The 25022-nt window shown below is 67.5% G+C and carries 18 protein-coding genes; 6 read left to right on the top strand and 12 right to left on the bottom strand.

Going from position 1 to position 25022, the window contains the following annotated elements; translation table 11 throughout:
* Nucleotides 1-61 precede the first annotated feature (61 nt).
* The 3 genes from V6V88_RS24230 to V6V88_RS24220 all read left to right on the top strand — a co-directional run bounded on the left by V6V88_RS24230 (nt 62) and on the right by V6V88_RS24220 (nt 6549).
* On the top strand, nt 62-2101 hold the full coding sequence (locus V6V88_RS24230) for a sensor histidine kinase (protein WP_223573149.1): 2040 nt from the start codon (nt 62-64) through the stop codon (nt 2099-2101).
* A gap of 241 nt (nt 2102-2342) precedes the next feature.
* A complete protein-coding gene (locus V6V88_RS24225) occupies nt 2343-4859 on the top strand; it encodes an autotransporter domain-containing protein (RefSeq protein ID WP_338616750.1) in 2517 nt (838 codons plus the stop codon).
* A gap of 175 nt (nt 4860-5034) precedes the next feature.
* A complete protein-coding gene (locus V6V88_RS24220) occupies nt 5035-6549 on the top strand; it encodes an argininosuccinate lyase (RefSeq protein ID WP_338616749.1) in 1515 nt (504 codons plus the stop codon).
* 71 nt (nt 6550-6620) lie between these two features.
* Here V6V88_RS24220 and V6V88_RS24215 read toward each other — a convergent pair whose 3' ends face one another.
* Nucleotides 6621-7523: a LysR family transcriptional regulator gene (locus V6V88_RS24215; protein ID WP_338616748.1), complete on the bottom strand. Its 903-nt coding sequence runs from the start codon at nt 7521-7523 to the stop codon at nt 6621-6623.
* Nucleotides 7524-7667: 144 nt separating this feature from the next.
* Here V6V88_RS24215 and V6V88_RS24210 point away from each other — a divergent pair, with 144 nt between their 5' ends.
* Nucleotides 7668-9080, top strand: coding sequence for an MFS transporter (locus tag V6V88_RS24210; protein ID WP_338616747.1), 1413 nt, complete (start codon nt 7668-7670; stop codon nt 9078-9080).
* Between the two features lie 41 nt (nt 9081-9121).
* On the opposite strand, the gene V6V88_RS24205 is transcribed toward V6V88_RS24210, so the two are convergent.
* Genes V6V88_RS24205 through V6V88_RS24190 form a run of 4 tightly spaced genes read right to left on the bottom strand, consistent with a single transcriptional unit; the run spans nt 9122 to nt 14168 of the window.
* On the bottom strand, nt 9122-10087 hold the full coding sequence (locus V6V88_RS24205; protein ID WP_280001073.1) for a tripartite tricarboxylate transporter substrate binding protein: 966 nt from the start codon (nt 10085-10087) through the stop codon (nt 9122-9124).
* 43 nt (nt 10088-10130) lie between these two features.
* Nucleotides 10131-11375, bottom strand: a complete 1245-nt coding sequence (locus V6V88_RS24200; protein WP_280001071.1) for a CoA transferase — start codon at nt 11373-11375, stop codon at nt 10131-10133.
* A 29-nt stretch (nt 11376-11404) separates the two neighbouring features.
* On the bottom strand, nt 11405-12550 hold the full coding sequence (locus V6V88_RS24195) for a MaoC family dehydratase N-terminal domain-containing protein (RefSeq protein ID WP_280001069.1): 1146 nt from the start codon (nt 12548-12550) through the stop codon (nt 11405-11407).
* 40 nt (nt 12551-12590) lie between these two features.
* Nucleotides 12591-14168 (bottom strand): AMP-binding protein, encoded by a 1578-nt coding sequence (locus V6V88_RS24190; RefSeq protein WP_280001067.1) that lies wholly within the window; start codon nt 14166-14168, stop codon nt 12591-12593.
* A gap of 168 nt (nt 14169-14336) precedes the next feature.
* On the opposite strand from V6V88_RS24190, the gene V6V88_RS24185 reads away from it, so the two are divergent.
* Both V6V88_RS24185 and V6V88_RS24180 read left to right on the top strand, forming a co-directional pair.
* The gene (locus V6V88_RS24185) at nt 14337-15134 is read left to right on the top strand and encodes an IclR family transcriptional regulator (protein ID WP_223573138.1); all 798 of its coding nucleotides are present in this window, start codon (nt 14337-14339) and stop codon (nt 15132-15134) included.
* A gap of 4 nt (nt 15135-15138) precedes the next feature.
* Nucleotides 15139-15603 (top strand): PaaI family thioesterase, encoded by a 465-nt coding sequence (locus V6V88_RS24180; RefSeq protein WP_056325029.1) that lies wholly within the window; start codon nt 15139-15141, stop codon nt 15601-15603.
* Between the two features lie 34 nt (nt 15604-15637).
* On the opposite strand, the gene V6V88_RS24175 is transcribed toward V6V88_RS24180, so the two are convergent.
* The 7 genes from V6V88_RS24175 to V6V88_RS24145 form a co-directional block, all read right to left on the bottom strand.
* Nucleotides 15638-17482, bottom strand: coding sequence for a methyl-accepting chemotaxis protein (locus tag V6V88_RS24175; protein ID WP_152382667.1), 1845 nt, complete (start codon nt 17480-17482; stop codon nt 15638-15640).
* Nucleotides 17483-17637: 155 nt separating this feature from the next.
* Nucleotides 17638-18819 carry a 2-methylaconitate cis-trans isomerase PrpF gene (gene prpF, locus V6V88_RS24170; protein ID WP_338616739.1) on the bottom strand — a complete coding sequence of 394 codons (1182 nt, stop codon included), beginning with the start codon at nt 18817-18819 and terminating at the stop codon, nt 17638-17640.
* Between the two features lie 69 nt (nt 18820-18888).
* The gene (gene acnD / locus V6V88_RS24165; RefSeq protein WP_226847197.1) at nt 18889-21504 is read right to left on the bottom strand and encodes a Fe/S-dependent 2-methylisocitrate dehydratase AcnD; all 2616 of its coding nucleotides are present in this window, start codon (nt 21502-21504) and stop codon (nt 18889-18891) included.
* Nucleotides 21504-22238: a GntR family transcriptional regulator gene (locus V6V88_RS24160; RefSeq protein ID WP_152382665.1), complete on the bottom strand. Its 735-nt coding sequence runs from the start codon at nt 22236-22238 to the stop codon at nt 21504-21506. The genes acnD and V6V88_RS24160 overlap by 1 nt, the downstream gene beginning before the upstream one ends.
* A gap of 180 nt (nt 22239-22418) precedes the next feature.
* Entirely contained in the window at nt 22419-23390 is a 972-nt protein-coding gene (locus tag V6V88_RS24155; RefSeq protein WP_142052987.1) for a tripartite tricarboxylate transporter substrate-binding protein, read from the bottom strand.
* A gap of 103 nt (nt 23391-23493) precedes the next feature.
* Nucleotides 23494-24318: an alpha/beta fold hydrolase gene (locus V6V88_RS24150; protein ID WP_338616733.1), complete on the bottom strand. Its 825-nt coding sequence runs from the start codon at nt 24316-24318 to the stop codon at nt 23494-23496.
* The gene (locus V6V88_RS24145; RefSeq protein ID WP_056325045.1) at nt 24315-24917 is read right to left on the bottom strand and encodes an amino acid synthesis family protein; all 603 of its coding nucleotides are present in this window, start codon (nt 24915-24917) and stop codon (nt 24315-24317) included. The genes V6V88_RS24150 and V6V88_RS24145 overlap by 4 nt, the downstream gene beginning before the upstream one ends.
* Nucleotides 24918-25022: the final 105 nt, after the last annotated feature.

Below are 25022 nucleotides of genomic sequence, written 5' to 3'. Positions count from 1 at the left end.
CAGCGTGTAGGGCTGGTGTAATCTGCCGGGTTGCACGGGAATGCTGCGTAAATTGCGATTGATGAAACGGGAATGTTACTCCAGGGCCACACTGTGGCTGGCGCTGCTGGCCTGCCTCTTCGCGGGTCTTGTGGCCGCGGCCGGGCCGGCGCGCGCCGAGCCGCTGCGCTTGGACGGCCAGGCGCGCGTGCAGGACGCAAGCGGCCATCTTGAGCGGCTGATCGATCCCGATGGCGGGCTTGATGTCGCGCACGCCGCCGCCGCGGACGGCTGGACGGCGCTGCCGGGCAGCCTGAGCGCGGGGTTCACGCCCGCGACGATCTGGCTGCGCCTGCCCGTGCAGGTGGACAAGGTCATGCACGGCGGCTGGATGCTGCGCCTGAGCAATGCGCTGCTGGACGACGTGCGCATCTATGTGGGCCACGCCGGCGGCTGGACGATGCTGGGGCGCAGCGGCGAGGATCTGGCGCGGCGCAAGTGGCCGGTGGACTATCGCAGCCCCGTGGTCCAGTTCAACCCGTCGCAACCCGGCGCTTACGTCATCCTGGTGCGGCTTCAAAGCAAGAACGCGCTGGCGACGCGGCTGGAAGTCTGGCAGCGGCTGGCGTTCGACAACCAGTCGCGCCGTGAAGGCCTGCTGTTCGGGCTGTACTTCGGCTTTTACCTGCTCCTGATCTGCGCGCACGCCGCGTTCTGGCTGGTGACGCGCGCGCCCATGAGCGGCCTGTTCCTGGCCTACATCGGCAATTGCGTCTTCAACGAGGTGCTGTCGCTGGGCTTGGTGCAGCAGTTGACGGGCCTGCCCGTGGCCTGGAGCGACCGCCTGCTGGGCGTGGGCATTGCCATCAGCCTGCCGGTGGCGCTGCGCGTCGCGTTCAGCCAGTTGAATCTGGAGGCGCTGTATCCGCGTGCGGTGCGCGGCCTTTACTGGCTGTTCTGGGGCATTGCCGCTGTTTGCTCGGCGTTGATCTTGATGGGGCATTATGGCGCCGGCATGCAGCCGGTCCAGGCGCTGGGGCTGCTCGTGATCATCGGGTTCATCATCCTGGGTGCTTACCTGCTCAAGCGCGGCTGGCGGCCGGCGCGCTTTTTTGCGCTGGCGTTCGGCGTGTTTTATGTGGGCGTGCTGATCGCTTTCCTGCGCAACCTGGGGGTGTTCCCGGTCAACGCCTTCACCGAGTACGTGTCCACGTTGGGCACGATGCTGCACATGCTGCTGCTCAGCCTGTTCATCGTGGGCCGCTACGAGCGCCGCCGTCGCGTGCGGGAATTGCAGCAGGCCAACCTGGCGGCTGATCTGGCGCGCCAGCACAGCCATTGGCTGGAACGCGAAGTGGCCCTGCGCACGGCAGAAATGCAGGGCGAGATCGAACGCCGGGTCGCGCTGGAAGGCGAGCTGCGCACCTCGCTGGAAAAGGAACGGCAGATGTTCACCGAGCAGCGCGAATTCGTGGCGATGGTGTCGCACGAGTTCCGCACACCGTTGGCGATCATCACGACGTCGGCCCAGCAACTGGGCCGCAACCTTGCCGCACCGCTGGAAAAGAGCCTGGCGCGCTGCGCCAACATCCGCGATGCGGCGACACGCCTGCTGGCGCTGGTGGACGAATACCTGACCGATGACCGCATGCGCGAGCCGCGCGCCGAACTGCGCTTGACCCGGTGCGATCTGCCCGCGCTGCTGCAGGATCTGGCGAGCGAGTATCCCCCGGGCAGGGTGCAGTGCGCCTACGAAGCGCAGACCCGGACGCTTGACTGCGACGCGGGCCTGCTGCGGATCGCGCTGCGCAACCTGCTGGCCAATGCCGACCGGCATTGCGCCGAGGGCGGGACGGTCAGCGTGTCGGTGCGCGAGGACGGGGACCAGCTGCGCATTGCGGTTTCCAATCCCGGCAGCGCCATTCCGGCCGGAGAGCAAGAGCGGTTGTTTCAAAAATACTACCGGGGGCAGAATGCCACCCGGCATCCGGGGGCGGGACTGGGGCTGTATCTGGTCAGTTCCATCGCAGCGCGGCTGGGTGGTTCGGTGGCACTGGAAGCGGCCGGGGGCGTCGAGCCGGTGCGCTTTTGCATTAAGTTGCCTCGCCTGCGACCCAACTGAAGGCGCTACTGCCGCGAATATTGCGAAGTGCGCGGAAATTGTTGCGTAAATGCCTCCATTCCGCGTCGGCTCGTGCGGGCCGTCGATGGTTCAAATTGGGGAAAAACGCGGTCTTTTTGGCCTATTTTTGCCTATTCGACCAGAAGCGGCTGCGGCAATTACAAGTTGCTCAGATTCGCTCAGATTCCGTTTTGCAATGATCGGTACATTTCAGACACGAAATTTACATGGTCACTACAAAATGTCTCGCCGATTTCCGCTTACTCGCCTTGCCGCCCTGCTTAGCTTGAGCTTGCCGTTTTCCGCCCCGTCGGCGCTTGCACAGCCCACCGACTACATCCTCCATGCGGGTAATGTGCCCACCGTTGTCAACGTAGGGAATTACACCTCGATCAGCCTGGTCGGCGGCACGATCGTGGACGGCGACGTCGTCAACGACGGCTTGATGTGGCCGATGTCCTTCAGCCCCAACGGCGGCATCAAGGTGCAGGGGTCGACCGTCAACGGCTCGATCATCAACCAGGCCGCCCGGCAACTGACCAGCAATCGCGCCGGCATCAGCATCTCGAATGGCGGCATGGTCAAGGGCGACATCATCAACGAATATCGGATTTCGGGCGAGTACAGCGCGGGCGTCGGTATCGAAGTAATCACCTCCAGCACGGTCCTGGGCAAGATCATCAACAACGGAAGCATTGACGCAGGCATCGTTGTCTCGGACGGCACGGTCACCGGCGGCATCGTCAACAACGGCGTCATCAATGCCAAGATGGATGGCATTGCCCTTGACGTCGCCGGCGCCAGCGCGCCGATGACGATCGTCAACGGCGGCACGATCGCCGGCGACGTGATGCTTGGCACGTCCACCCTGGACATCACCGGCGGCACCATTACGGGCGGCGTCATGGGCCCCGACGCCATCATGAACATCAATGGCGACTTCGGGGCGACCTCCAAGATCAGCGTCGGCCAGATCAACGTCGCGCCGGCCGCGACGCTGACGCTGAACGGCAACACCATGAAGGGCCTGGTGAACGTGAAGGGCACGCTGGCGGGTTCCGGCGAAGTCGGCCCGACGACCTTGGAGTCGGGATCTACCCTGTCGCCTAACGCCGCGGCGCAGTCGAACCACATCTTCATGATGTCGATGACGCCGGTTGTCGTCACCCCGCCGTCGCCGATCGGCACCATCACGGTGAATGGCGACCTGACCTTCAAGCCGGGCTCGACCTATCGCGTCGACGCCACCGCCGAGGGCAAGAGCGACCGTGTCAATGTCACCGGCACGGCCAATCTGGCAGGCTCCGTGGTCCATGTGGGTTCGGGCGGCACCTACGCCGAATCGACGGCCTACACCATCCTGTCGGCCAACACCCTGAACGGCCACTTCGACAGCGCGACCAGCGACATGGCCTTCCTGCAACCGTCGCTCAGCCAACAAGGCAACCAGGTCGTGCTGACGCTCGACAAGAAGCAAGTGCCGACCGACCCGGATCCCAAGCCGACCGAGCCGACTCCCACGCCGACGGAACCGGCCCCCACGCCGACCGAGCCGGCGCCCACACCGTCCCAACCGGCCCCCACGCCCATCGGCAACGGCGGCACCCGCCCGATCGAATTCGCCGACCTGGCCGTGACCGGCAACCAGCGTGCGGCCGCGAACGCGTTGCAAAGCCTGCCCACGACCAGCTCGCTGTACACGCGGGTCCTGAACCTGCCCAACGGCGCCCCGGCCGGCGTGTTTGCCGACCTGTCCGGCGAATCGTTCGGCAGCAGCGTGTCGGCGATGCAGAACGTCAGCAACAACGTCGCCAGCCTGCCCACGGCACAGCTGCGCGCCAATATGAATGCCGGTTTCGTGGCCGGCCCCCCCACGGCGCAGGTTGGCCGTGGCGATGCCTCCATGCTGCCGCGCTCGAACGCGCAGCCGCTGTGGGCGCAGGCCTTCGGCAACTGGCGCACGATGGACGGCAACGGCGACGTCGCCAAGTCCCGTGAACGCGACGTCGGCATCTTTGTCGGTGGCGATCATGGCGTGGGTAACGGCTGGCGTCTGGGTGGCGCGTTCGGTTACACCGATAGCCGCATCACGGTGGACGACCGCTCGGCCAAGTCCGACGTGAACAGCTACAGCGCGATCCTGTACGGCGGTAAGTCGTTCGAAGCCGGCTCGGGCAAGATCAACTTCACCGCCGGCGTCGCCTACACGTGGCACGACATCGACAGCAAGCGCAATATCAACGCGGCGGGCCAGTACCAGGAGCTGAAGGCCGACTACAGCGCCAGTACGGGCCAGGTCTTCACCGACGTGGGCTACGCCATCCCGCTGAACGACCGTGTCACGCTTGAGCCGTTCTTTGGGGCGGACTTCAGCGACCTGCGCACCCGCGGCTTCTCGGAATCCGGCGGCGACGCCGCGCTGAGCGGCAAGCGCAGCACGAACAACGTGGGCACCACCACGCTGGGCCTGCGCGCACAGACGACATTCGACGTGAAGGACAACGCGGGCCGCCTGCGCGGCATGCTGGGCTGGCGCCATGCTTACGGCGACCTCAACCAGGAAGCCACGATGTCGTTCGACGGCAGCCAGCCGTTCACCGTCGCGGGCAACCCGCTGGCGCGTGACGCGGCGGTCATGGAAGTGGGCGTGGATCTGGCGATGAGCAAGAACGCCACGCTGGGTCTGGCGTACTCGGGCCAGTTCGGCGACGGCAACCGCCAGAATACCGGCACGGTCAACGTGAGCTGGCGCTTCTAAGGCGATTCGATTCTGATCGGATGCGAAGGCCGGCCTCTTGGAGGCCGGCTTTTTTTCGTGCGGGGCCCGTCGTCGCCCGGCAAGGTGCCAGGCGCCCGCGCCTCGGTGCAATACCGGGTGTCCGGCGGCATCGCGCTTCGATACACTGTCTGGCCACCCCTATAACGAGAACGCCATGAGACAAATGCTTCCGACCCTGGGCGCCGCCCTGGTGCTATCGCTGGCCGCGAACGCTGCCGCCGCGCAGCAATCCCCGCCCCGCGATCCCTTCTTCTGGTTGGGAGAAATCAACAAGGCCACGGCGGTGATCAACACCGACGAGGGCCTGCTCGACAAGTCCATGGCGCCGAGAATCGCCGCCGGCGTGGCCAAGGTCATCAGCGACGGCAATCAGCCCGGCGCCAAGCGGCCGGCCACGGTCATCACCTTCGAGCCCCTGCTGATCAAGGCCGCTGGCGAGGATGTGACCCTGCTGCACGCGGGCCGTTCCAGCCAGGACATGCACGCCACCTATCGCAGCGCGATCCTGCGCGACAAGCTGCTGGAACTGGCCGACCAGTTGAATGCCACGTCGACCACGCTGGTGGAGCTGGCCGCCAAGCATGCGGGCACCATCGTTCCCAACTACACCAATGGCGTGGCCGCGCAGCCCAATAGTTACGGACACTACCTGCTGGGTCAGGCGGCAGGCCTGGCGCGCGATGCGCAGCGCATTCGCGAGGCCTACGTGCGCATCGACCGCTCTCCCATGGGCACGACCGTGCTGAACGGCACGAGCTGGCCGCTGGACCGCAAGCGCATGGCGCAATACCTGGGCTTCGAGGCGCTGGTCGACAACGCCTACGACGCCTCGCAGATCTCGTCCATGGACCAGCCGGTCGAGGTCGCGTCCATCGTCACCAGCATCGCGCTGCGTACCGGCAATTTCGTCGAAGACGTGATGACGCAGTATGCGCAGTCGCGTCCGTGGATCCTGCTGCAGGAAGGCGGCGGCAATACCTACGTGTCCAGCGCCATGCCGCAAAAGCGCAATCCGGGCCTGCTCAACGACACGCGCAGCGACGCCTCCACCGCCGTGACGCTGGCGATGGGACCCGTCCTGCAGACGCACAACATCACGCCGGGCATGAGCGACCCCAAGGACGTGAAGCAGAATTCCGCGATGGTCGACAGCGCGATCTCTACGCTCAAGCGCTGGGACCGCGTGCTCAAGGCGATGGTCATCAGCCCGGACCGCGCGCTGGAAGAGCTGAACAGCGACTGGACGGCCTCGCAGGAACTGGCGGACGTGCTGATGCACAAATACAAGCTGCCATTCCGCGCGGGCCATCATTTTGCGTCCGAGGTGGTGTCGTACGCCAAGGCCAACAACATCAAGCCGCTGGATTTTCCGTACGAACAGGCGCGTCGCATCTATGCCGACGCCATGAAGGATTCCAAGTACGGCACGGACCTGCCGATGAGCGAAGCCGAGTTCCGCGCGACGCTGGATCCCGTGGCCATCGTGAAGAACCGCGCCACCAGCGGCGGACCGCAGCCCAAGGAGATGGATCGCATGATCCAGGAGGCGCGCGAGCAGCTGGCCGCACAGGACAAGTGGATCAAGGCGCGCCGCGCGCACATCCGCGATTCGCTGGCGGAACTGGACAAGCAGTTCGACGCGCTGGTGGCCAGCGCACCGAAGCCGTAGCGGCGGGTGAAACGCGCCTGGGGCCGCACCTCGGCGGCCCCACCTAGACGGCTTCACCTAGACGGCTTCACCTAGACGGCTTCGTCTCCCCCGCAGACCTGCAGCACGCAGCCGCGCAGCCAGCGGTGGGCGGTATCGCCGTCCATCCTGGGATGCCACAGCATCGACACCGTGAAGGGCGTCATCGAGAAGGGCAACGCAAAGCTGCGCATGCCCGCGCGTAGCGCGGCAGTGTGCCTGTCCGGCACCGTGGCGATCAGATCGGTGTCGCGCACTAGCGCAAGCGCTGTGGAAAAACCGCTGGCAATCGTGGCGACCTGCCGCGCGCGGCCGGCTTGCGAAAGCGCCTCGTCGATCGGGCCGGATTCGCGCCCGCGGCGCGACACCAGAATGTGGCGGGCGTTCACGTAGCGCGTCAGCGTGACGTTGCCGCGGGCCAGCGGATGGCCCGCGCGCATGACCCCAATAAAGCGATCCTGGAACAGCGCGCGCGTGCGCAGCTCGGGACTGGCTGACTGGCCCACCACGCCGGTCTCCAGGTCCACGGCGCCGTCGCGCAGCGGCGCGCTGTCCTTGTCCAGTTTCTGCAGGAAGCGCAGCCGCACGCCCGGCGCTTGCGCGTCGATGCGGGCCAGGAGGCGCGCGCCGAAGTTCTCCACGAAGCCGTCGGTGACGCGCAGGGTGAAGATGCGCACGAGGGCCGCGGGATCCAGCGTTTCGGTAGGGCGCAGCACCGCCTGCGCGTCCCGGACGAGCCCGCCGACCTGCTCGCGCAGCGCCAGCGCACGGGGCGTGGGCACCAATCCGCGCCCGGCGCGCACCAGCAGCGGATCGCCCGTGACGTCGCGCAGCCGCGCCAGCGCGCGGCTCATGGCGGAGGGACTCAGGCGCAACCGGCGGGCGGCGCCGGCCACGCTGCCTTCCGCGAGCAGCGCGTCCAGGGTGATGAGAAGGTTCAGGTCGGGCGTGGACATGCGGCAAACGTAGCACGCCGGCGGCCGGCGCGCTGACATTTGGCATGGCGCCGTGTGCAGGTATTAGCTGCAAATGCTGCGCCTTCCGCCAGGTGATATTGCGGCCTACGCTGGTGTCCTGTCTCTTCCATTCAGGACGCCATCATGCCGATTTCCGATCCCTCGCCCTCCCAGCCCCGTCGGGCGCTACTGTGCTGCCTGTCGCTGGCGATGCTGCTGTCTTCGCTGGGCACCAGCATCGCCAACGTCGGCCTGCCGGCATTCACGCAGGCATTCGGCGCGTCCTTCCAGTCGGTGCAGTGGGTCGTGCTGGCTTATCTGCTGGCCATCACGATTGCGGTCGTCAGCGCCGGGCGGCTGGGCGACCTGATCGGCCGGCGCCGCCTGATGCTGGCCGGGCTGGCGTGGTTTACCGCCGCGTCGGTGCTATGCGGGGTGGCGCCCGGCCTGTGGACGCTGGTGGCCGCGCGCGCCGCGCAGGGCATGGGCGCGGCCGTGTTGATGACGCTTGCCATGGCCTTTGCGGGCGAGGCGGCGACGAAGGGGCGGGCCGGCAGCGCCATGGGTCTGCTGGGCACGATGTCGGCGGCCGGCACCGCGCTCGGGCCGACGCTGGGCGGGGCCTTGATCGCCGGGGCGGGGTGGCGGGCAATCTTCCTGGTGAATCTGCCGCTGGGACTACTGGCGTTCTGGCTGGCCTGGCGGCACCTGCCGCGCGATGCGCAGCGTGCCCCGCATCAACCGGTTCGCTTCGACTGGCCGGGCAGCGTGCTGCTGGCGCTGACGCTGGCCGCCTATGCGCTGTTCATGACGCTGGGGCGTGGCAGTTTTGGTGTGCTCAATGTCATTCTGCTGGCTGCGGCGGCAGGCGGCGCGGGCCTGTTCATGTGGGCGCAGGCGCGGACGGCGCAGCCGCTGATGCGGCCGGCCATGATCGGCAACCCGTTGCTGGCGGGCGGCTTTGCGGCCAATGGGCTGGTCGCCACGGTGATGATGGCGACCTTGGTGGTGGGCCCGTTCTATCTGTCGGGGGCATTGGAGTTGAGCGCCGTGCAGGTCGGGCTGGCGATGTCCTGCGGTCCGCTCGTGGCGGCGCTGGCCGGCGTGCCGGCGGGCCGCTGCGTGGATCGTTTCGGCAGCCGGCCGATGACGTTGCTTTCGCTGGGCGCGGTGGGCGGCGCCTGCGCCGCGCTGCCGGCCGCCGCGCAGGCGTTCGGCGTGACGGGTTACGTCGCGGCGCTTGCCGCGATGACGGCGGGGTATGCACTGTTCCAGGCAGCCAACAACACGGCGGTGATGGCGGCCGCAGGCGGCAGCGAGCGCGGCGCCGTGTCGGGCATGCTGAACCTGTCGCGCAACCTGGGCCTGATCACGGGCGCCTCGGCAATGGGCGCGGTGTTCGCCGCGGGCGCCGGGGCCGCGTCATTGGCCGATGCGCCGCCCGCCGCGCTGGCGGCCGGGCTGCGCGCGACGTTTGTCTTGGCCGCCGTGCTGTGCGGGCTGGCGATGGCGGCCGTCGCGGCAAGCGGCAAGCGGCTTGCCGCCGTTCAGCCGTAGCGCAGTACGGGCAGGTCGGACCGCCGCCCGCCGTCAGCGCATCACTCCGCCTTCAGGCCCGCCTGCACGATCAGCGGCTGCCACTTCAGCCGTTCGCTGCGGGCGAAGGCCGCCAGTTCGTCGGGCGTGCCGCCGCCGGGTTCGTGGCCCAGGTCCAGCAGTTTCTGCCGGACTTCCGGACGCGCCAGGATCTTGGTCAGGTCGTCGTTCAGGCGCTTCACGGCCGCGGCCGGCGTGCCCTTGGGCGCATACAGGCCGTTCCAGGCGATCACCTGAAAGCCGTCGAGCCCCTGCGCCGCCACGGAAGGCACGCCGGGCAGCAGGGCAGACTCCTTCAACGAGGTCACCGCCAGCGGACGCAACTTGCCGCTGGTGATGAACGAGCGCGCGGCGCTGACGGTGTCGATGCCGAGCTGCACCTGACCGCCCATCAGGTCGGTGGTGGCGGTGGCCGAACCCTTGTAGGGAATGCCCCGGATGCTGTTGACGCCCTGCTGCTTGAGCAGTTCGTAGACGAGGCGCGCGGTGGTGCTGGGCATGCCCACGTTGACGCTGTCGGGCTTGGCCTTGGACGCGTTGCGCAGGTCGGCCAGGCTGGCGTAGGGCGAGGACGGCGTGGTCAGCAGCACCATGGGAAACGAGCTGACCAGCATGACCGGCGTGAAGTCTTTCTCCGGGTCGAAGTTGGTGGACGCGTACATGTACTGGTTCAGCACGTGCGTGCCGTTGGTGCCCATCAGCAGCGTGTAGCCGTCCGGGGCGGCGCGCGCGACCTCGGAGGCGCCGATGTTGCCGCCAGCGCCCGGGCGGTTTTCCACGATGAACGGTTGGCCCAGGTCACGGGCCAGGTATTCGGCCAGGTAGCGGGCGGCGACGTCGGTGCCTTGGCCGGCCTGGTAGGGAACGATGATCTTGACGGGTTTGGAGGGATAGCTGTCGGCGGCCCAGGCAGGTTGCGCGAACAGCAGCGGCGCCGCGAGCGCGGCGATGAGGCGTATGGTCTTCATGGTGGTCTCCTCGTTTTTTATGGTGTGCTGCATGCGGGTGCGGCTAGGGCTTGGGAGGCGGCCATCGCGGCAGGATGCCCTGTTCCTGCAACGCCGCGATTTGTGAGTCGTCGAGGCCGGCCTCCCGCAGGAGCTCGACGGTGTGTTGCGCATAGGCGGGCGGCGGGCGCTTGACGCGCGCGGGCGCCTGCGACAGCCGGACTGCCGGACCGATGCCGTGATAGCCATCGCGATCCACGCGCATGCCGCGATGCGCGGTGTGCGCCTGCGCAAAGGCTTCGGGCACGCTGTTGACGGGGCCCGCCGGTACGCCCAGCTGCATCAGCTCGGCGCATAGCGCGTCCCGTGAACGCGTCGCCAGCGCGTGTTCGATGGCGTCGCGCAAGGCGTCGCGGTGCGCCAGCCGCGACCGGTTGGTGGCAAAGCGCGGGTCGTCGGGCAATGCCGTCAGGCCGGCGTAGTCGCAGAAACGGCGGAACTGGCGGTCGTTCACCACGCCCAGGAAGATCTCGCCATCGCGGCAGGCATAGCGGTCATACGGCGCGATGTTGGGATGCGCGCTGCCCAAGAGGCCGGGCGTTTGCTGCGTGTGCATCCAGTTGGCGGCGTGCGGCACCAGCAGGCTGAGCGCGGTGTCGAACAGCGTGACCTCGACCCGCTGGCCCAGGCCGGTGCGCGCCCGGTGGTAAAGCGCCAGCAGGATGCCGGACTGCGCGGTGTAGCCGGTCAGGTGGTCGACGATGGGTACGCCGATGCGGGTCGGGCCGCTGGCCGGTTCGCCGTTGATGCTCATCAGGCCGCACATGGCCTGCAGCACCGCGTCGTAGCCGGGCAGGCCGCCCAGCGGGCCGTCGTCGCCAAAGCCCGTGATGGCGCAGTAGATCAGCTGGGGAAAGCGGGGTTTTAGGTCCGCCTCAAAGTCCAGCCCCCATTTGGCCATCGTGCCGGGGATGAAGTTTTCGATCAGGACATCGGCATCGGCCAGCAGCGCAAAAAGCACGTCGCGGCCGGCGGGCCGGGACAGGTCCAGCCCGATGGCCCGTTTGCCGCGATTGACGGCGGTGAAGTAGGCCGCGTCGCCCGCTTCGTTGACTGGCGGACCCAGGCTGCGGGTCTCGTCGCCGCCGGGCGGCTCGATCTTGATGACGTCCGCGCCCTGGTCCGCCAGCATTTGCGAGCACAGCGGACCGGCCAGGACGCGCGACAGGTCGATGACGCGCAGGCCGTCCAGCGCGCCCCGCGCGCGCGGCGCGGGGCTGGGTGCAGCTTGTTCCGATGAATCAGACATCGCCCACCTCGTCTGGGGGTTGCCGCCGGTCAGGCGCGGGTAGGCAATTCGACCACACCGGAGCCGAGTACGGACAGCTCGTCGTCCTGGTTGCGCGCTTCCTGTTCGATCTCGACCAGGTGCCGGCCCTCTTCGACATACTTGCGCACGACCTTGCCCTTGAAGAACAGCATGTCGCCCTCGGGATTGTGGCGGCGGATCTTGCACGTGGACTTGCGCAGGAACCCCGCATCACCCATCCAGTTGGTGAGGTGATGGGTCAGCCACGAATTGCGCTCGGGACCGTAGTCGTAGGCGCCGGGCGCGCCGACTTCCAGCGCGAAGTCTTCTTCCCAGTGGACGCGCTCGGGCACGTCGGGAATGCCGAAGCGGTTGGTGATCCCCACGCCCGGGTGCGCGTCGATGAGCTGCCATGCCAGTTTGTTGGCGCGGATGTACAGGCCGCCCCAGCCCTGCGCGAAGGCGATGAAGCCGGTCACCGTCATCGGGCCCTTGAACATCACGGGCAGTTCCTCGCCTTCCTTCACGTCTTCCCAGTAGCGCGGCGTGGCGCCGCGGACTTCTTCCTGGGCGTAGAGCTTGTAGGCTTCCTTGATTTCCTCGGGGCTGTAGCGGCGCGGCTCGCGTGCGCGGACTTCCGCGTACTTGCTGCCCTGTTCGCGCGCGTGGTCGCGTTCGGTGCGAAAGCACCAGCTGTCGGCCTCGGCAACCTTGTCGCCGTCCTGGTTGAAGAAGTCCACGTGATAGATCTGCTGCACGGCGCGGCCGGCAAAGCGCGTCTGGTGTTCGATCAGGTTCTTCAGGTGCGCTTCGGTGGAGATGGTGTCGTTGCGCTTGACGGTCTTGTGCCAGGTCCAGTCCGCGCCCGACCACATGGCATGCACGCCGGGCAGCCCGCCCACGTAGCCCGACACGATGCGGCTGGTGGCAAAGAGAAAGCTGGGCAGCGCGATGATGCCGCCGTGCTGGGTCTTGGCCGCGTATTCCGGGTCCGACCACAGGGGGTTGTCATCGCCGATGCCGTGGGCGTAATGGCGGATGTTGTCGCGCGTGGCCTCGTAGCACCACGGTTCGGCGGTGGCGCCGATCTTCACGCCGATGCGTTCGCGCAGCTCGTCCAGCCCGCGTTCGGTGATCTTGGGAAAGCTGCGTTCGGTTTTGGTCTGGGTCAGCATGATGTCTCCTGGTTTTGAAGATGGCCTGTGCCGGACTGCCCTAGGCGTGGGCGGCCCCGGCGGGCGTGGTGTGGGCGGTCGCAAGCTCTTGCTCCCGCAATTTCCTGCGATGGATCTTTCCGGCGGGCGTCTTGGGCAGTTCGGCCACGAACACCACCTGGCGCGGATACTCGTGCTGCGCGAGGCGGCTGCGCACGGCGTCCTGGATTTCTTCCACGAAGGTGTCGTCGCCCTGGCGCGCCGACACCACGAAGGCCTTGACGACCTGGCCGCGCAGCGGGTCGGGCACGCCGATGGCGGCGGCCTCGGCCACGTCCCGGTGCTTGAGGATGGCGTCTTCGATCTCGACGGCGCTCATGGTCCAGCCGGCCGAGATAATGACGTCGTCGGCGCGGCCGCCGTGCCAGAAGTAGCCGTCTTCGTCCACGCGGCCCAGGTCCTTGGTGGCGACCCAGGCGTCGCGGCGCCAGAGCTTGAGTTCGCCGGTTTCGCCGGGCGCGCAGGGCTGGCCGTTGGCGTCCTGGACCTCGACGCGCAATCCCGGCACGGGTTTGCCCAGCGAGCCGGCCTTGACGGTGAAGTCCGGCGCGCCGGGGTAATTGACCAGGCATACCCCGATCTCGGTCGTGCCGTACATGCTGCAGACCGGCCGGCCGAAGGTCGCTTCCACGAAGGCGGCGGTCTCGCTGTCGATGGGTTCGCCGGTGAAGGACACTTTGTCCAGGTGATAGCGGTAGCGCCCGGCCGCGCCGCTGTTGCGCATCATCCGGTAATGGGTGGCGGCAGCCGATATGTTGTTGAAGCGGTGTTCCTGCAAGGCCTGCAGCAGGCGCTCGGCGTTGAACTTGCCGGCATACGCGCCGATGGTGACGCCCAAGGCCAGCGGCGCCAGCGTGCCGTGCCACAGCCCATGTCCCCAGGCGGGCGAGGACGGGCACATGTAGCGGTCGCCCGGGCGGATGCCGGTGCCGTACAGCGCGGCCAGCATCAGCGTGACCAGGGCGCGGTGCGTGTGCTTGACGGCGTCGGGCAGCTCGCGGGTCGTGCCGGACGTGTACTGGAAGATGGCCAGATCGTCGGCGCGCGTGCGGCATTCGTAGTGCGAAGGGTAGGCGGCCAGCGTGCCGAGGAACGCCTCGTCGGCAATCACGACGCGCATGTCCTCGCCGCCCGCGGCCAGCGGCGCTTTTTCCGCGTTGGTCACCAGCATGCGCGGCTGGCAGTCCTGCACGCGCAGCCGGATGCCGTCGGGCCCGAACAGCGTGAACAGCGGCACGGCGATCGCGCCCATCTTCATGGCGCCGAACATGGCCACGTAGAACGGCTGCGACGGTTCCAGCATGACGGCCACGCGGTCGCCCGGGCGGATGCCCTGTTCGGCCAGGTAGTGCGCAAAGCGCGAGGATTGCTCGGCGATCTGGCGGAACGAGTAGGTTTCGTCCCCGCCCGCCGCACGCACCAGGATGATCGCCGGCTCGGCCTTGTCCACGTGCCGGTCGATGCATTCGTGCGCGATGTTCATGTGTTCACGGTTGCCGTCGAAAAGCTCCCAGAGCTTGTCGGGGGCGCAAAGCGCCTGGGCGTCCGCATAAGAAAGGGTATCGGTCAGCTTGGTCATTTCGTCGTACCTGTGTGAGTCGGCAACCTGTGGAACTCACTATGCGCGCCGCCAAATAAATTGTCAATGGCGTTTGTGAATTGTATATATACAACTTAGATGCATTGGGACGGACCCGCGACGCGGTCGCCGCACGGTATGCTTGCCGCAATAAAAACGGAGAAACCGATGAGTGAAACCAGTACCCCGGACCCCGCCGCCGCCGGCCCGCGCGTGCGGCCCGTACCGGCCGTGACGCGATCGATCGCGATCCTGCGCCTGCTCGGGCGGGGCGGCGAGCCCATGACGCTCAAGGCCATCTCGCAGGAATTGGGCATGGTGACCAGCACCTGCCTGCACATTCTTCGCGTCCTGGTGGAAGAAGGCCTGGTCAAGGTCGATCCCGGCGCCAAGCGCTACAGCCTGGGCGTGGGCATGCTGACGCTGGCGCGCAGCGTGATCGAGAGCAATCCGTTTCCCGCGCTGGCCCAACCCGTGCTGGACCGGATCGCCAACGCGGCCAGCGTCACCGCGATCGGCGTCGAGGTGTCAGGCAGCGATCACATGGTCGTGCTGGCGTTGTCGCGGTCCAATGCACCGTTCCGGCTGCACGTGGACGTGGGCAGCCGCTTCCCCGCGCTGATCAGCGCAACCGGCCGGCTCGTCGCGGCCTTTGCGGATTTGTCGGAAAAGGAACTGGAGCGGCGCTTCAAGGCCTTGCGCTGGGATCAGGCGCCCGAGTTTTCGGTCTGGAAAGCCGACGTGGACGCGGTGCGCCGCCAGGGCTACAGCGTGGACCGCAACAACTACATCAACGGCGTTGTCGTGATCGCGGTGCCGGTCTTCGACAGCCATCAGCGCCTGACGCATGCGCTGGTGGCCGCGGGATTGGCCGAACAGCTTGACGCGGCGCGCGTCGAATCGCTGGCGCGCGCGCTGCAGGACGAGTCCCGCGCGTTGTCGCAACTGATGGCCGCCAGGAGCTGAGCGCATGACCACGCAACCGGATGTCGAACCGCCCGTGCCGCAAGGGTGGCGCAAAAGAGGGCTTGCGGGCTTTGCGGGCCTGATCGGGCCGTTGTGGGTGCGCAAGGAGGACGAGGGCTGGGCGTATGGCCTTCTGGCCACTGCCGATCACCTGAATCCGGCTGGCGTGGTGCATGGCGGATTGCTGACGGCGTTGCTGGATCACGGCATCAGCGCGATCGCGTGGGAAGCGCTGGGCCGGCGCGCCTGCGTGACAGTGCAGCTGGACACGCATTTTCTGGCGGCGGCGCGCGAGGGGCAGTTTCTGGAAGTGCGCGGCCGCGTGGCGCGGGCGACGTCCTCGCTGGTGTTCATGCAAGGAGAGCTGAGCACGGACGGGCAGGTCGTTGCGACGGCCGTTGCCGTGCTCAAGCAGGTGGGGGCAGCGGCGGCGGGATCGCCCGCGGCGGGCGGTTCCGCGGCGGAATAAACCCCGCCGCGGACCCCACCGATCTCGCCTGCGATCAGGCCGGCAGCGCGATCAGCCTGGCCGAACCCGCCGCTTCTTCCTCGCGCAGCTTGAACCGCGCCACCGCATCGGCCAGCACGCGCGCCTGGTCGCTCAGCATGCCGGACGCCGCCGTGGACTGCTCGACCAGCGCGGCATTTTGCTGCGTGGCCTGGTCCATGTCGGCGACCGAGCGGTCGATCTGACCCAGCCCCGTGCTCTGTTCGGCCATCGCGCCGTGGATCTCGCTCACCATCCGCTGCACGCGGTTGATGCCGTCAACGATCTCGGTCATGGTCGAACCCGCGGCCTGCACGCGTTGCGTGCCGCTCTTGACGTTCTGGACGGACGCCTCGATCAGCGTCTTGATCTCCTGCGCGGACGCGGCGCTGCGCTGCGCCAGCGTGCGCACTTCACCGGCCACCACCGCAAAGCCGCGGCCTTGTTCGCCTGCGCGGGCGGCTTCGACCGCCGCGTTCAGCGCCAGGATGTTGGTCTGGAACGCGATGCCGTCGATCACGCGAATGATCTCGGTAATGCGCTGCGACGACTTCGAGATCTCGTCCATCGTGCTGACCGCGTCGTTGACCACCTGACCGCCGCGGGCGGCGACGGCGCTGGCTTCGTCGGCCAGGCGCGTTGCGTGCTCGGCGGTTTCCTCGGTCTGGCGCACGCTGGACGCCAGTTCGGTCAGCGCCGAGGAGGTTTCCTCGAGCGAGGCGGCCGACGTTTCCGTGCGCTGCGACAGATCACGGTTGCCCATGTCGATTTCTCGTGTGGCGGCGCTCATCGAATGCACGCCGCTGCGCACTTCGCGCATGACGTGGGTGATCTTCTCCACGAACGCGTTGAACGAGGCGGAGATCTGCGCGACTTCGTCGTGGCCGACCACGGCCAGGCGGTGCGTCATGTCGCCGTCGCCCGAGCCGATGGTGTCCATGGCGTCGCGCACGGCGGACAGGCGCTTGAACGCCCGCGACGTGATCACGCTGGCGATGGTTACGGCGATCAGCGTCAGGACGACCAGCGAGATCAGGGTTGCGTGCAGCACCTGCGTCAGGCCGACCGTGGCTTCGGCCTTGTCCAGCGCCACGACCAGATACCAGTCGGTGCCGGGAACGCGGCGCGCCTTCAGCAGCTTTTGCGCGCCGTCCAGCATGATGTCGGCGGGGGCGGCGCCGTCGCGGGCCAGGGATGCCACGACATCGGCCGTCAACGCCGGGGAAATGTCGGTCGACGGCTTGAGCGCCAGCTTGTCGTTCAGGTGCGAAATCACCTGCCCGTCGGTCGCCACCACGAAAGCGCTGCTGGACGGCGTGGGGTGGATGGCCTTGATGATGTCTTTCACGCCATCGAGCGGCACGGCGCCGCTCAGCACGCCCGCCGTCTGGCCGTTGCGGATCATCGGCGCGGTGAATGCGACGTACAGCACGCCGGTGGTGGAATCGCCATAAGGCTTGGTGACCGTCAGCTTGCCGGCGGCGACGGCGCTCTTGTACCAGGGCCGGGCGGTCGGATCGTAATCCGCCGCGGTCTTGGTGGTGGAAAAGAAGGTCTTGTCCGACCAGCCGATGGTGGTGATGGGAAAGCCATTGGTCTGGCCCATGAGCTGGGTCAGGCCGCGGGGATCGCCCTTTTCGACCACTTTCGCGGTGGCGTCGACCGCCTGCGCCTTGTCGGCCGACCAGCGCTCGATGGCGCTGGCGTTGCCCGAGGCCACGGCGTCCAACGTGGCGGCGATGGTGGACATCATGTTGTCGCGCACGATCTGGTAGGTGATGAGGCCGGAGAGCGTGAGGGCTCCCACCACCGTAAAGCAGGTAATAAGCAAAATGCGGTTGCGCAGCGACGTTATCTTCATGCTCGTGTACTGGATACGCCGGCGGGGAAGGCCGGCGGGTTGCAAGTCGGCCAGGAAACCCCCGGCCGCAACCCGCTAACGGCAGATGCAGGCGGCGACTTTAGGGGGCGGCGCCAGAACCCGAACAATATCGTCGCGGCGGTTTCAGCCGGCTTTCACCCCTCGCGCGGCACGTGCACGCGGCCTTCCATCAGCACCCGCGCGCTGCGGCTCATGATGGCCTTGGTCACTTTCCATTCGCCATCCACCAGCTGCGCCTGCGCGCCGACACGCAGCGTGCCCGACGGGTGGCCGAAGCAGACGTTGTCGCGCTCGCCGCCGCCCGCCGCCAGGTTCACCAGCGTGCCGGGCACCGCGGCTGCGGTGGCGATGGCCACGGACGCCGTGCCCATCATGGCGTGGTGCAGCTTGCCCATCGACAGGGCGCGCACCAGCACGTCGATGTCGCCCGTGCCGATCTTCTTGCCGCTGGAGGACACGTATTCCTTCGGGGAGGCAACAAAGGCCACCTTCGGCGTGTGCTGGCGGCTGGCCGCCTCGGCGATGTCCTTGATGAGTCCCATGCGCACGGCGCCGTGCGCGCGGATGGTCTCGAAGCGCGCCAGCGCGGCGGCATCGCCGTTGATGTCGTCCTGCAGTTCCGTGCCGCTGTAGCCCAGCGCGTCGGCCTCCAGAAAGATCGTGGGAATGCCGGAGTTGATCATCGTTGCCTTGAACGTGCCCACGCCCGGGACTTCCAGGTTGTCCACCAGGTTGCCGGTGGGGAACATGGAGCCGCCGTCGCCTTCCTCGGCCGGGTCCATGAATTCCAGGCGCACTTCGGCGGCCGGAAAGGTCACGCCGTCCAGTTCGAAGTCGCCGGTTTCCTGCACCGCGCCGCCGGTGATGGGCACGTGCGCGACGATGGTCTTCTGGATGTTGGCCTGCCAGATGCGCACGATGGCAATGCCGTCCTGCGGGATGCGGGCGGCGTCGACCAGGCCGTTGGTGATGGCAAAGGGCCCGACCGCGGCGGACAGGTTGCCGCAGTTGCCGCTCCAGTCCACGAAGGGCTGGTCGATGGAGACCTGGCCGAACAGGTAGTCCACGTCATGGCCGGGGCGCGTGCTTTTGGCGACGATGACGGTCTTGCTGGTGCTGGAGGTGGCCGCGCCCATGCCGTCGATCTGCTTGCCGTAGGGGTCGGGGCTGCCGATCACGCGCAGCAGCAGCGCATCGCGCGCCGCGCCCGGCACGCGGGCCGATTCGGGCAGGTCGTCCAGCTTGAAGAACACGCCTTTGCTGGTGCCGCCGCGCATGTAGGTGGCGGCGATCTTGGTTTGGGGAGCATGTGACATGAAACGATCCTGAAGTGTCGGAGTAGGGCGGCGGGCGATGCAATCGCCCGCCGGTCTTTACGGTGCGGGTCAGGCCAGCTTGCCGGCGTCCGACGCGGAAGCGGCTTCCAGGAAATCCTGGGCAAAGCGCTGCAGCACGCCGCCGGCTTCGTAGATGGACACTTCTTCGGCGGTGTCCAGCCGGCAGGTCACCGGCACCTGTTCGGTGCTGCCGTTGCGGCGGTGGATGACCAGCGTCAGGTCGGCGCGCGGTTTGCGCTCGCCAATGACGTCGTAGCTTTCGGTTCCGTCCAGCGCCAGCGTCTTGCGGTTCACGCCCGGCTTGAATTCCAGCGGCAGCACGCCCATGCCGATGAGGTTGGTGCGGTGGATGCGCTCGAAGCCTTCGGCCACGATGGCTTCCACGCCGGCCAGACGCACGCCCTTGGCGGCCCAGTCGCGAGACGAGCCCTGGCCGTAGTCGGCGCCGGCCACGATGATGAGCGGCTGCTTGCGGTCCATGTAGGTCTCGATGGCTTCCCACATGCGCATGACCTGGCCTTCCGGCTCCACGCGCGCCAGCGAGCCTTGCTTCACGGTGCCGTCGGCGTTCTTCACCATTTCGTTGAAGAGCTTCGGGTTGGCAAAGGTGGCGCGCTGCGCGGTCAGGTGGTCGCCGCGGTGCGTGGCGTACGAGTTGAAGTCCTCTTCGGGCAGACCCATCTTGTGCAGGTATTCGCCCGCGGCGCTGTCCATCAGGATGGCGTTGGACGGCGACAGGTGGTCGGTGGTGATGTTGTCGCCCAGCACGGCCAGCGGCAGCATGCCGCGCAGCGTGCGTTCGCCGGCCAGCGCGCCTTCCCAGTACGGCGGACGGCGGATATACGTGCTTTGAGGACGCCAGTCGTACAGCGGGCTGACGGCGGTCTGGCGGTCGTCCTTGATGCCGAACATGGGGGCGTAGACCTTGCGGAACTGCTCGGGCTTGACCGCCGACTTGACCATCGCGTCGATTTCTTCATCGCTGGGCCAGATGTCCTTCAGACGGATCTCGCGGCCATCGGCGGCCACGCCCAGCACGTCGCGTTCGATGTCGAAACGGATGGTGCCGGCAATCGCATAGGCCACGACCAGCGGCGGCGAGGCCAGGAAGGCCTGCTTGGCGTACGGGTGGATGCGGCCGTCGAAGTTGCGGTTGCCGGACAGCACGGCGGTGGCATAGAGGTCGCGGTCGATGATTTCCTGCTGGATCTTCGGGTCCAGCGCGCCGGACATGCCGTTGCACGTGGTACAGGCAAACGCCACGACGCCAAAGCCCAGTTGTTCCAGTTCGTGCGTGAGGCCGGCTTCTTCCAGATAAAGCTGGACGGCCTTGGAACCGGGCGCCAGCGAGCTCTTGACCCAGGGCTTGCGCGCGAGGCCCGCGCGGTTGGCATTGCGCGCCAGGAGGCCCGCGGCGATCACGTTGCGCGGGTTGCTGGTGTTGGTGCAGCTGGTGATGGCGGCGATGATGACCGCGCCGTCGGGCATCAGGCCGGGCTGGTTCTCGACCACGCCCGCGATGCCGCGTTCGGCCAGGTCGGACACCGGCAGACGGCGGTGCGGGTTGGACGGGCCGGCCAGCGTGCGCACGACGGTGGACAGGTCAAAGCGCAGCACGCGCTCGTACTGCGCGGTCTTCAGGCTGTCGGACCACAGGCCGGCGGTCTTGGCGTAGTTTTCCACCAGCGCAATCTGCTCGTCCTCGCGGCCGGTTAGGCGCAGGTAGTCGATGGTCTGCTGGTCGATGGAAAACATCGCCGCGGTGGCGCCGTATTCGGGCGCCATGTTCGAGATGGTGGCGCGGTCGCCCAGCGTCAGGCTGGAGGCGCCTTCGCCGTAGAACTCCAGATAGGCGCCCACCACCTTTTCCTTGCGCAGGAATTCGGTCAGCGTCAGCACGATGTCGGTGGCGGTGATGCCGGGCTGCGCGCGGCCGGACAGTTCCACGCCGACGATGTCGGGCAGGCGCATCCACGACGCGCGGCCCAGCATGACGTTTTCGGCTTCCAGGCCGCCCACGCCGATGGCGATGACGCCCAGTGCGTCCACGTGCGGCGTGTGGCTGTCGGTGCCGACCAGCGTGTCGGGGAAGGCCACGCCGTCCTGCGTGTAGATGACGGGCGACATCCGCTCCAGGTTGATCTGGTGCATGATGCCGTTGCCCGGCGGCACGACCTCGATGTTTTCGAAGGCCTGCTTGGTCCAGTCGATGAAATGGAAGCGGTCTTCGTTGCGGCGGTCTTCCACCGCGCGGTTCTTGGCGAAGGCGTCCGGGTCGTTGCCGTCGTATTCGACGGCCAGCGAGTGGTCCACGATCAGCTGCACCGGCACCACGGGATTGACCTTGGCCGGGTCGCCGCCCTTGTCGGCGATGGCGTCGCGCAGGCCCGCCAGGTCCACCAGCGCGGTCTGGCCCAGAATGTCATGACAGACCACACGCGCCGGAAACCACGGAAAGTCCAGATCGCGGCGGCGTTCGATCAGCTGCTTGAGCGCGTCGGTCAAGAGCGCGGGATCGCAGCGGCGCACCAGGTTTTCGGCCAGGACGCGGGACGTGTAGGGCAGGCCGTCATAGGCGCCGGGGGCAATGGCCTCCACGGCCGCGCGGGCGTCGAAGTAGTCCAGGCGGGTGCCGGGCAGGTTCTTGCGGTACGACTTGTTCATCATGCCTCCGTGCGCTGTTGGGTGCTTTGCGCGATCTGTTGTTCGATGTTGATGCGGGATGCGCGGATGTGCCGGCGCATCAGGAGTTCGGCCAGCTCGCCGTCGCCGTCGGCGATGGCGTCCAGAATGCGGTGATGCTCGGCGTAGGCCTGCCGAGGGCGATTGGGCGTCGTCGAATACTGGATGCGGTACATGCGCGCCAGCTGATAAAGCTCGTCGCACAGCATGCGAAACAGCATCTGGTTGCCGCTGCCCTTGACGATGCGGTAGTGGAAATCGTAATCCCCTTCCTGCTGGTAATAGCCCAGGCCGGCCTGGAAGGCTTCGTCGCGTTCGTGCGCTTCCAGCACGCCGCGCAGCTCGTCGATTTCCGACGGCGGCATGCGTTCGGCGGCCAGGCGGCAGGCGGTGCCTTCCAGCGATTCGCGGATTTCGTAGAGTTCGATCAGTTCCTGGATCGACAGGGACACGACGCGCGCGCCGGCGTGCGGCACGCGCACCAGCAGCTTCTGGCCCTCCAGCCGGTGCAGGGCCTCGCGCAGCGGGCCGCGGCTGACGCCGTGGATGCGCGCCAGCTCGGGCTCGGAGATCTTGCTGCCCGGGGCGATCTCGCCCTTGACGATGGCGGACTGGATCTTGCGGAAGATGTGGTCCGACAGGGTTTCGCCGATGGGTTCTCCAGCGGGGGCGCCATCGGCCGCCTGCGCGCCCGGCAAGGTGAGCACTTTGCTCATGGTGTTGACAATTCGTTCCGTTAAAGGGGGTATTTTCGGAATAAAGCGCGATTGGCACGCTGAATTGTCAACAATTTACTCCCGGCAAGGGCGCGGGTGCAAGCGGGCCCCGGTCGGCGGGAGCGGGCGCCGGGCAGGGCCCGGCCGGTTCAGGGCCGCCTGCGCAGGCGGGCCATTACCTTAGAGGTCGACCCGCACCTTGCCCGCCTTCACCAATCCGGCCACGTCCCGGATTTCCGCCAGCAGCGCGTCCTGCAGTTGCGCCGGCGTGCCGCCGGTGGGCTCGAAACCCTGCTCGGCCAGCTTGGTGTGGACGGACTCGGTTTTCAGGGCGCGGTTGATGCCCTGGTTCAGCGCCGCGATGGTGGCTTCGGGCGTGCCCGCCGCGCAGTACGTGCCGAACTGGATCTGCGCCGAAAATCCCGCAAAGCCGCTTTCGGCAACGGTGGGAATGTCCGGGTATTTCGGCAGGCGCTGCGGGCTGGTCACGGCCAGCACGCGCAGCCGGCCGCTCTTCAGATACGGTTCGACCGCGGCCACCGTGGCCACCACCACCTGGATCTGGCCGCCCAGCAGGTCGGTCATCATCGGGCCGGTGCCGCGATACGGGACGTGCAGCATCTCGATGCCGCAGGCGGCTTGCAGCAGTTCGGTGGCCAGGTGCTGGGGCGTGGCGTTGCCGGGCGTGCCAAAGGTCAGCCCCTTGGGCTCGCGCCGCGCCTGCGCGACCAGTTCGGCCAGCGTCTTGGCGGGCAGGTCGCTATTGACCGCCACCATGTAGGGCGAGCGCGCAATGGGGCAGACGGGCGCCAGCTGCTTGAGCACGTCTTCGGGCGGGCGGGCGTAGTAGCGTACCGACGGCACCAGGCCGGCAAACAGCAGCATGCTGCCGTCTTTCGCGCCATTGGCCGTGTAGTCCGCGCCCAGCATGCCGCTGGCGCCGGGCTTGTTTTCCACGACCACGGGGCGATCCATCGCGCCTTCCAGCGAGGCGGCGATGACGCGGCCCAGCACGTCGGTGCCGCCGCCCGGCGGGAAGGGCACGATCACGCGCAGGGGCGCTTCGCGCGCGGCGGCCAGCCGCGGGGCGGCGGCGCCCAGCGGGGCCAGCGACATTGCCGCCAGGGTCTTGATGAGGGTTCTGCGGTCCATGTGTCTTGTCTCCGTCCCCGCGTCGTGGCGGGGTTGTCGCGCATCGTCTCTGTCGGCGGACGATGTCAGGGTTCGGGGGAAATCAGTGTGGCGATGGCGTCGGCTAGGCCTTTGCGGCATGCGCCTGCGTCGAAGGCGTCTGGGCGGGATTCGCCACCACCGGATGCGCCGACACGAAGCTGCGAAGCGCGGCGGCCACCGTGCCCGGTTCCTCCACCGGCAGCATATGACGCTGGCCGGGGGCGACGCGGGCGCAGGCGCGGGGCAGGGCGCGCGACAGCTCGCGCGTCATCCGCGGGTTCGAGCCGACGTCATGCTCGCCGGTCATGACCAGCACGGGGCAGGCAATGTCCGGCGCGGCCTGCGCCAGCAGCGGGTCGCCCAACGCGAACAGCGCGTACGCGGACAGAAAGCTCTGGCGGTCGTTGCCGAGCAGGCGCTGTTCGATCTGCGCCACGCGCGCGGGGTGCGCGGCCTGAAAGGCCGGCGTGAACCAGCGCGTCAGCGACACCTTGGCGGCAGCCTCGGGGTCTTGCGTGGCCGCGGCATCCAGCCGGGCGCGCACGGCGGCGGCTTCTTCGTCCGTGCGCCGGAACACCGTGTTCAGCAGCACCAGCCGGCTGACGCGTTCGGGGTGCGCCGCCGCGTAGGCGCCCGCGATCAGGCCGCCCATGGAATAGCCCAGCACGGTCGCGTGTTGCCAGCCCGCGTGGTCCAGTTCGGCGTCCAGTTGCGCGATGAAGTCCTGGATGTCCGCCGGGCCGCGCAGCGCGGGCGCGGCGCCGTGGCCCAGCAGGTCATATCGCAGCACGTCGAAGTCCGGCTCAAGCAAGGGAGCCAGGTCGTCCCACAGCGTGTGGTCCAGGCCGACGCCGTGCAAGAGGACCAGCGGTTCGCCGCGGCCGGTGCGCCGCCGTTGCATGGTCATTTTGCGCGCGCCTCCTGTGCTTCCTGCTCCAGTTCCTTCATGTCTGAATAGCGGTTGCCGATGCGGTGATGCGGACGGCCCGAGGTGGCCGCGCCCAGCGCGATCACGATCTCGTCGGGCGCCGGCGCGTCGTTGATGGTGGTCTGCACCGTCAGGTAGTGCGAGCGCAGGCCTTCGTCCAGCTTGTGCATCAGCGGCACGGAGATCACGCAGCCCGGTCCGCCGCGCATGTTGGTGAAGCTGAGATAGCTGGTGCCGCCCACCGCGTTGCGGTAGAAGTTGCCGAAACGCAGCGTGTGGATCAGCGCGGACGCATGTTCGACTTCGCCCGCGGTGCCGACCACGGCGGCCTTGCCGTAGGCCTCGATGTTGTCCGCCGAACCGGCCTGGCGCAGGATCTCGCCGACCAGCAGTTCGCCCAATGGCGGCGCGGCTTCCAGGATGCCGGGCCGCAGGTCCTCCTGAAACGGCAGGCCAGCCCACGGATTGCGGATCACGGCGGCAGCCACGATCATCACCAGCGGACGCTCGGCCGCGCGGCCGCCTTCAATGAGGGTTTTCTCGACATAACTGACTACCTTGCGCACTTGCAGTGACATGCACTTGCTCCGAAATCGTGGGGATGAATGACGAACCCATTGTTCGACGCTGCGTGCGATTTTGACAATCCAAATTAACGTGAGCTAATTTCAGAAAATCCGAAT

Origin of the sequence: Achromobacter sp. E1, assembly GCF_037039475.1 — a bacterium.
In the GTDB taxonomy this organism is placed as follows: domain Bacteria; phylum Pseudomonadota; class Gammaproteobacteria; order Burkholderiales; family Burkholderiaceae_B; genus Achromobacter; species Achromobacter mucicolens.
The sequence above is the reverse complement of the archived record's forward strand: the minus strand, read 5'-3'. Positions and strand labels throughout refer to the sequence as shown.

Coding starts and splice junctions, on each gene's coding strand:
- V6V88_RS24190 (WP_280001067.1), bottom strand. CDS start 14,168: ATGACCAAGCTGACCGATACCCTTTCTTATGCGGACGCCCAGGCGCTT.
- V6V88_RS24180 (WP_056325029.1), top strand. CDS start 15,139: ATGACCACGCAACCGGATGTCGAACCGCCCGTGCCGCAAGGGTGGCGC.
- prpF (WP_338616739.1), bottom strand. CDS start 18,819: ATGTCACATGCTCCCCAAACCAAGATCGCCGCCACCTACATGCGCGGC.
- V6V88_RS24200 (WP_280001071.1), bottom strand. CDS start 11,375: ATGTCTGATTCATCGGAACAAGCTGCACCCAGCCCCGCGCCGCGCGCG.
- V6V88_RS24185 (WP_223573138.1), top strand. CDS start 14,337: ATGAGTGAAACCAGTACCCCGGACCCCGCCGCCGCCGGCCCGCGCGTG.
- V6V88_RS24230 (WP_223573149.1), top strand. CDS start 62: ATGAAACGGGAATGTTACTCCAGGGCCACACTGTGGCTGGCGCTGCTG.
- V6V88_RS24195 (WP_280001069.1), bottom strand. CDS start 12,550: ATGCTGACCCAGACCAAAACCGAACGCAGCTTTCCCAAGATCACCGAA.
- V6V88_RS24150 (WP_338616733.1), bottom strand. CDS start 24,318: ATGACCATGCAACGGCGGCGCACCGGCCGCGGCGAACCGCTGGTCCTC.
- V6V88_RS24175 (WP_152382667.1), bottom strand. CDS start 17,482: ATGAAGATAACGTCGCTGCGCAACCGCATTTTGCTTATTACCTGCTTT.
- V6V88_RS24205 (WP_280001073.1), bottom strand. CDS start 10,087: ATGAAGACCATACGCCTCATCGCCGCGCTCGCGGCGCCGCTGCTGTTC.
- V6V88_RS24215 (WP_338616748.1), bottom strand. CDS start 7,523: ATGTCCACGCCCGACCTGAACCTTCTCATCACCCTGGACGCGCTGCTC.
- V6V88_RS24145 (WP_056325045.1), bottom strand. CDS start 24,917: ATGTCACTGCAAGTGCGCAAGGTAGTCAGTTATGTCGAGAAAACCCTC.
- acnD (WP_226847197.1), bottom strand. CDS start 21,504: ATGAACAAGTCGTACCGCAAGAACCTGCCCGGCACCCGCCTGGACTAC.
- V6V88_RS24220 (WP_338616749.1), top strand. CDS start 5,035: ATGAGACAAATGCTTCCGACCCTGGGCGCCGCCCTGGTGCTATCGCTG.
- V6V88_RS24160 (WP_152382665.1), bottom strand. CDS start 22,238: ATGAGCAAAGTGCTCACCTTGCCGGGCGCGCAGGCGGCCGATGGCGCC.
- V6V88_RS24225 (WP_338616750.1), top strand. CDS start 2,343: ATGTCTCGCCGATTTCCGCTTACTCGCCTTGCCGCCCTGCTTAGCTTG.
- V6V88_RS24210 (WP_338616747.1), top strand. CDS start 7,668: ATGCCGATTTCCGATCCCTCGCCCTCCCAGCCCCGTCGGGCGCTACTG.
- V6V88_RS24155 (WP_142052987.1), bottom strand. CDS start 23,390: ATGGACCGCAGAACCCTCATCAAGACCCTGGCGGCAATGTCGCTGGCC.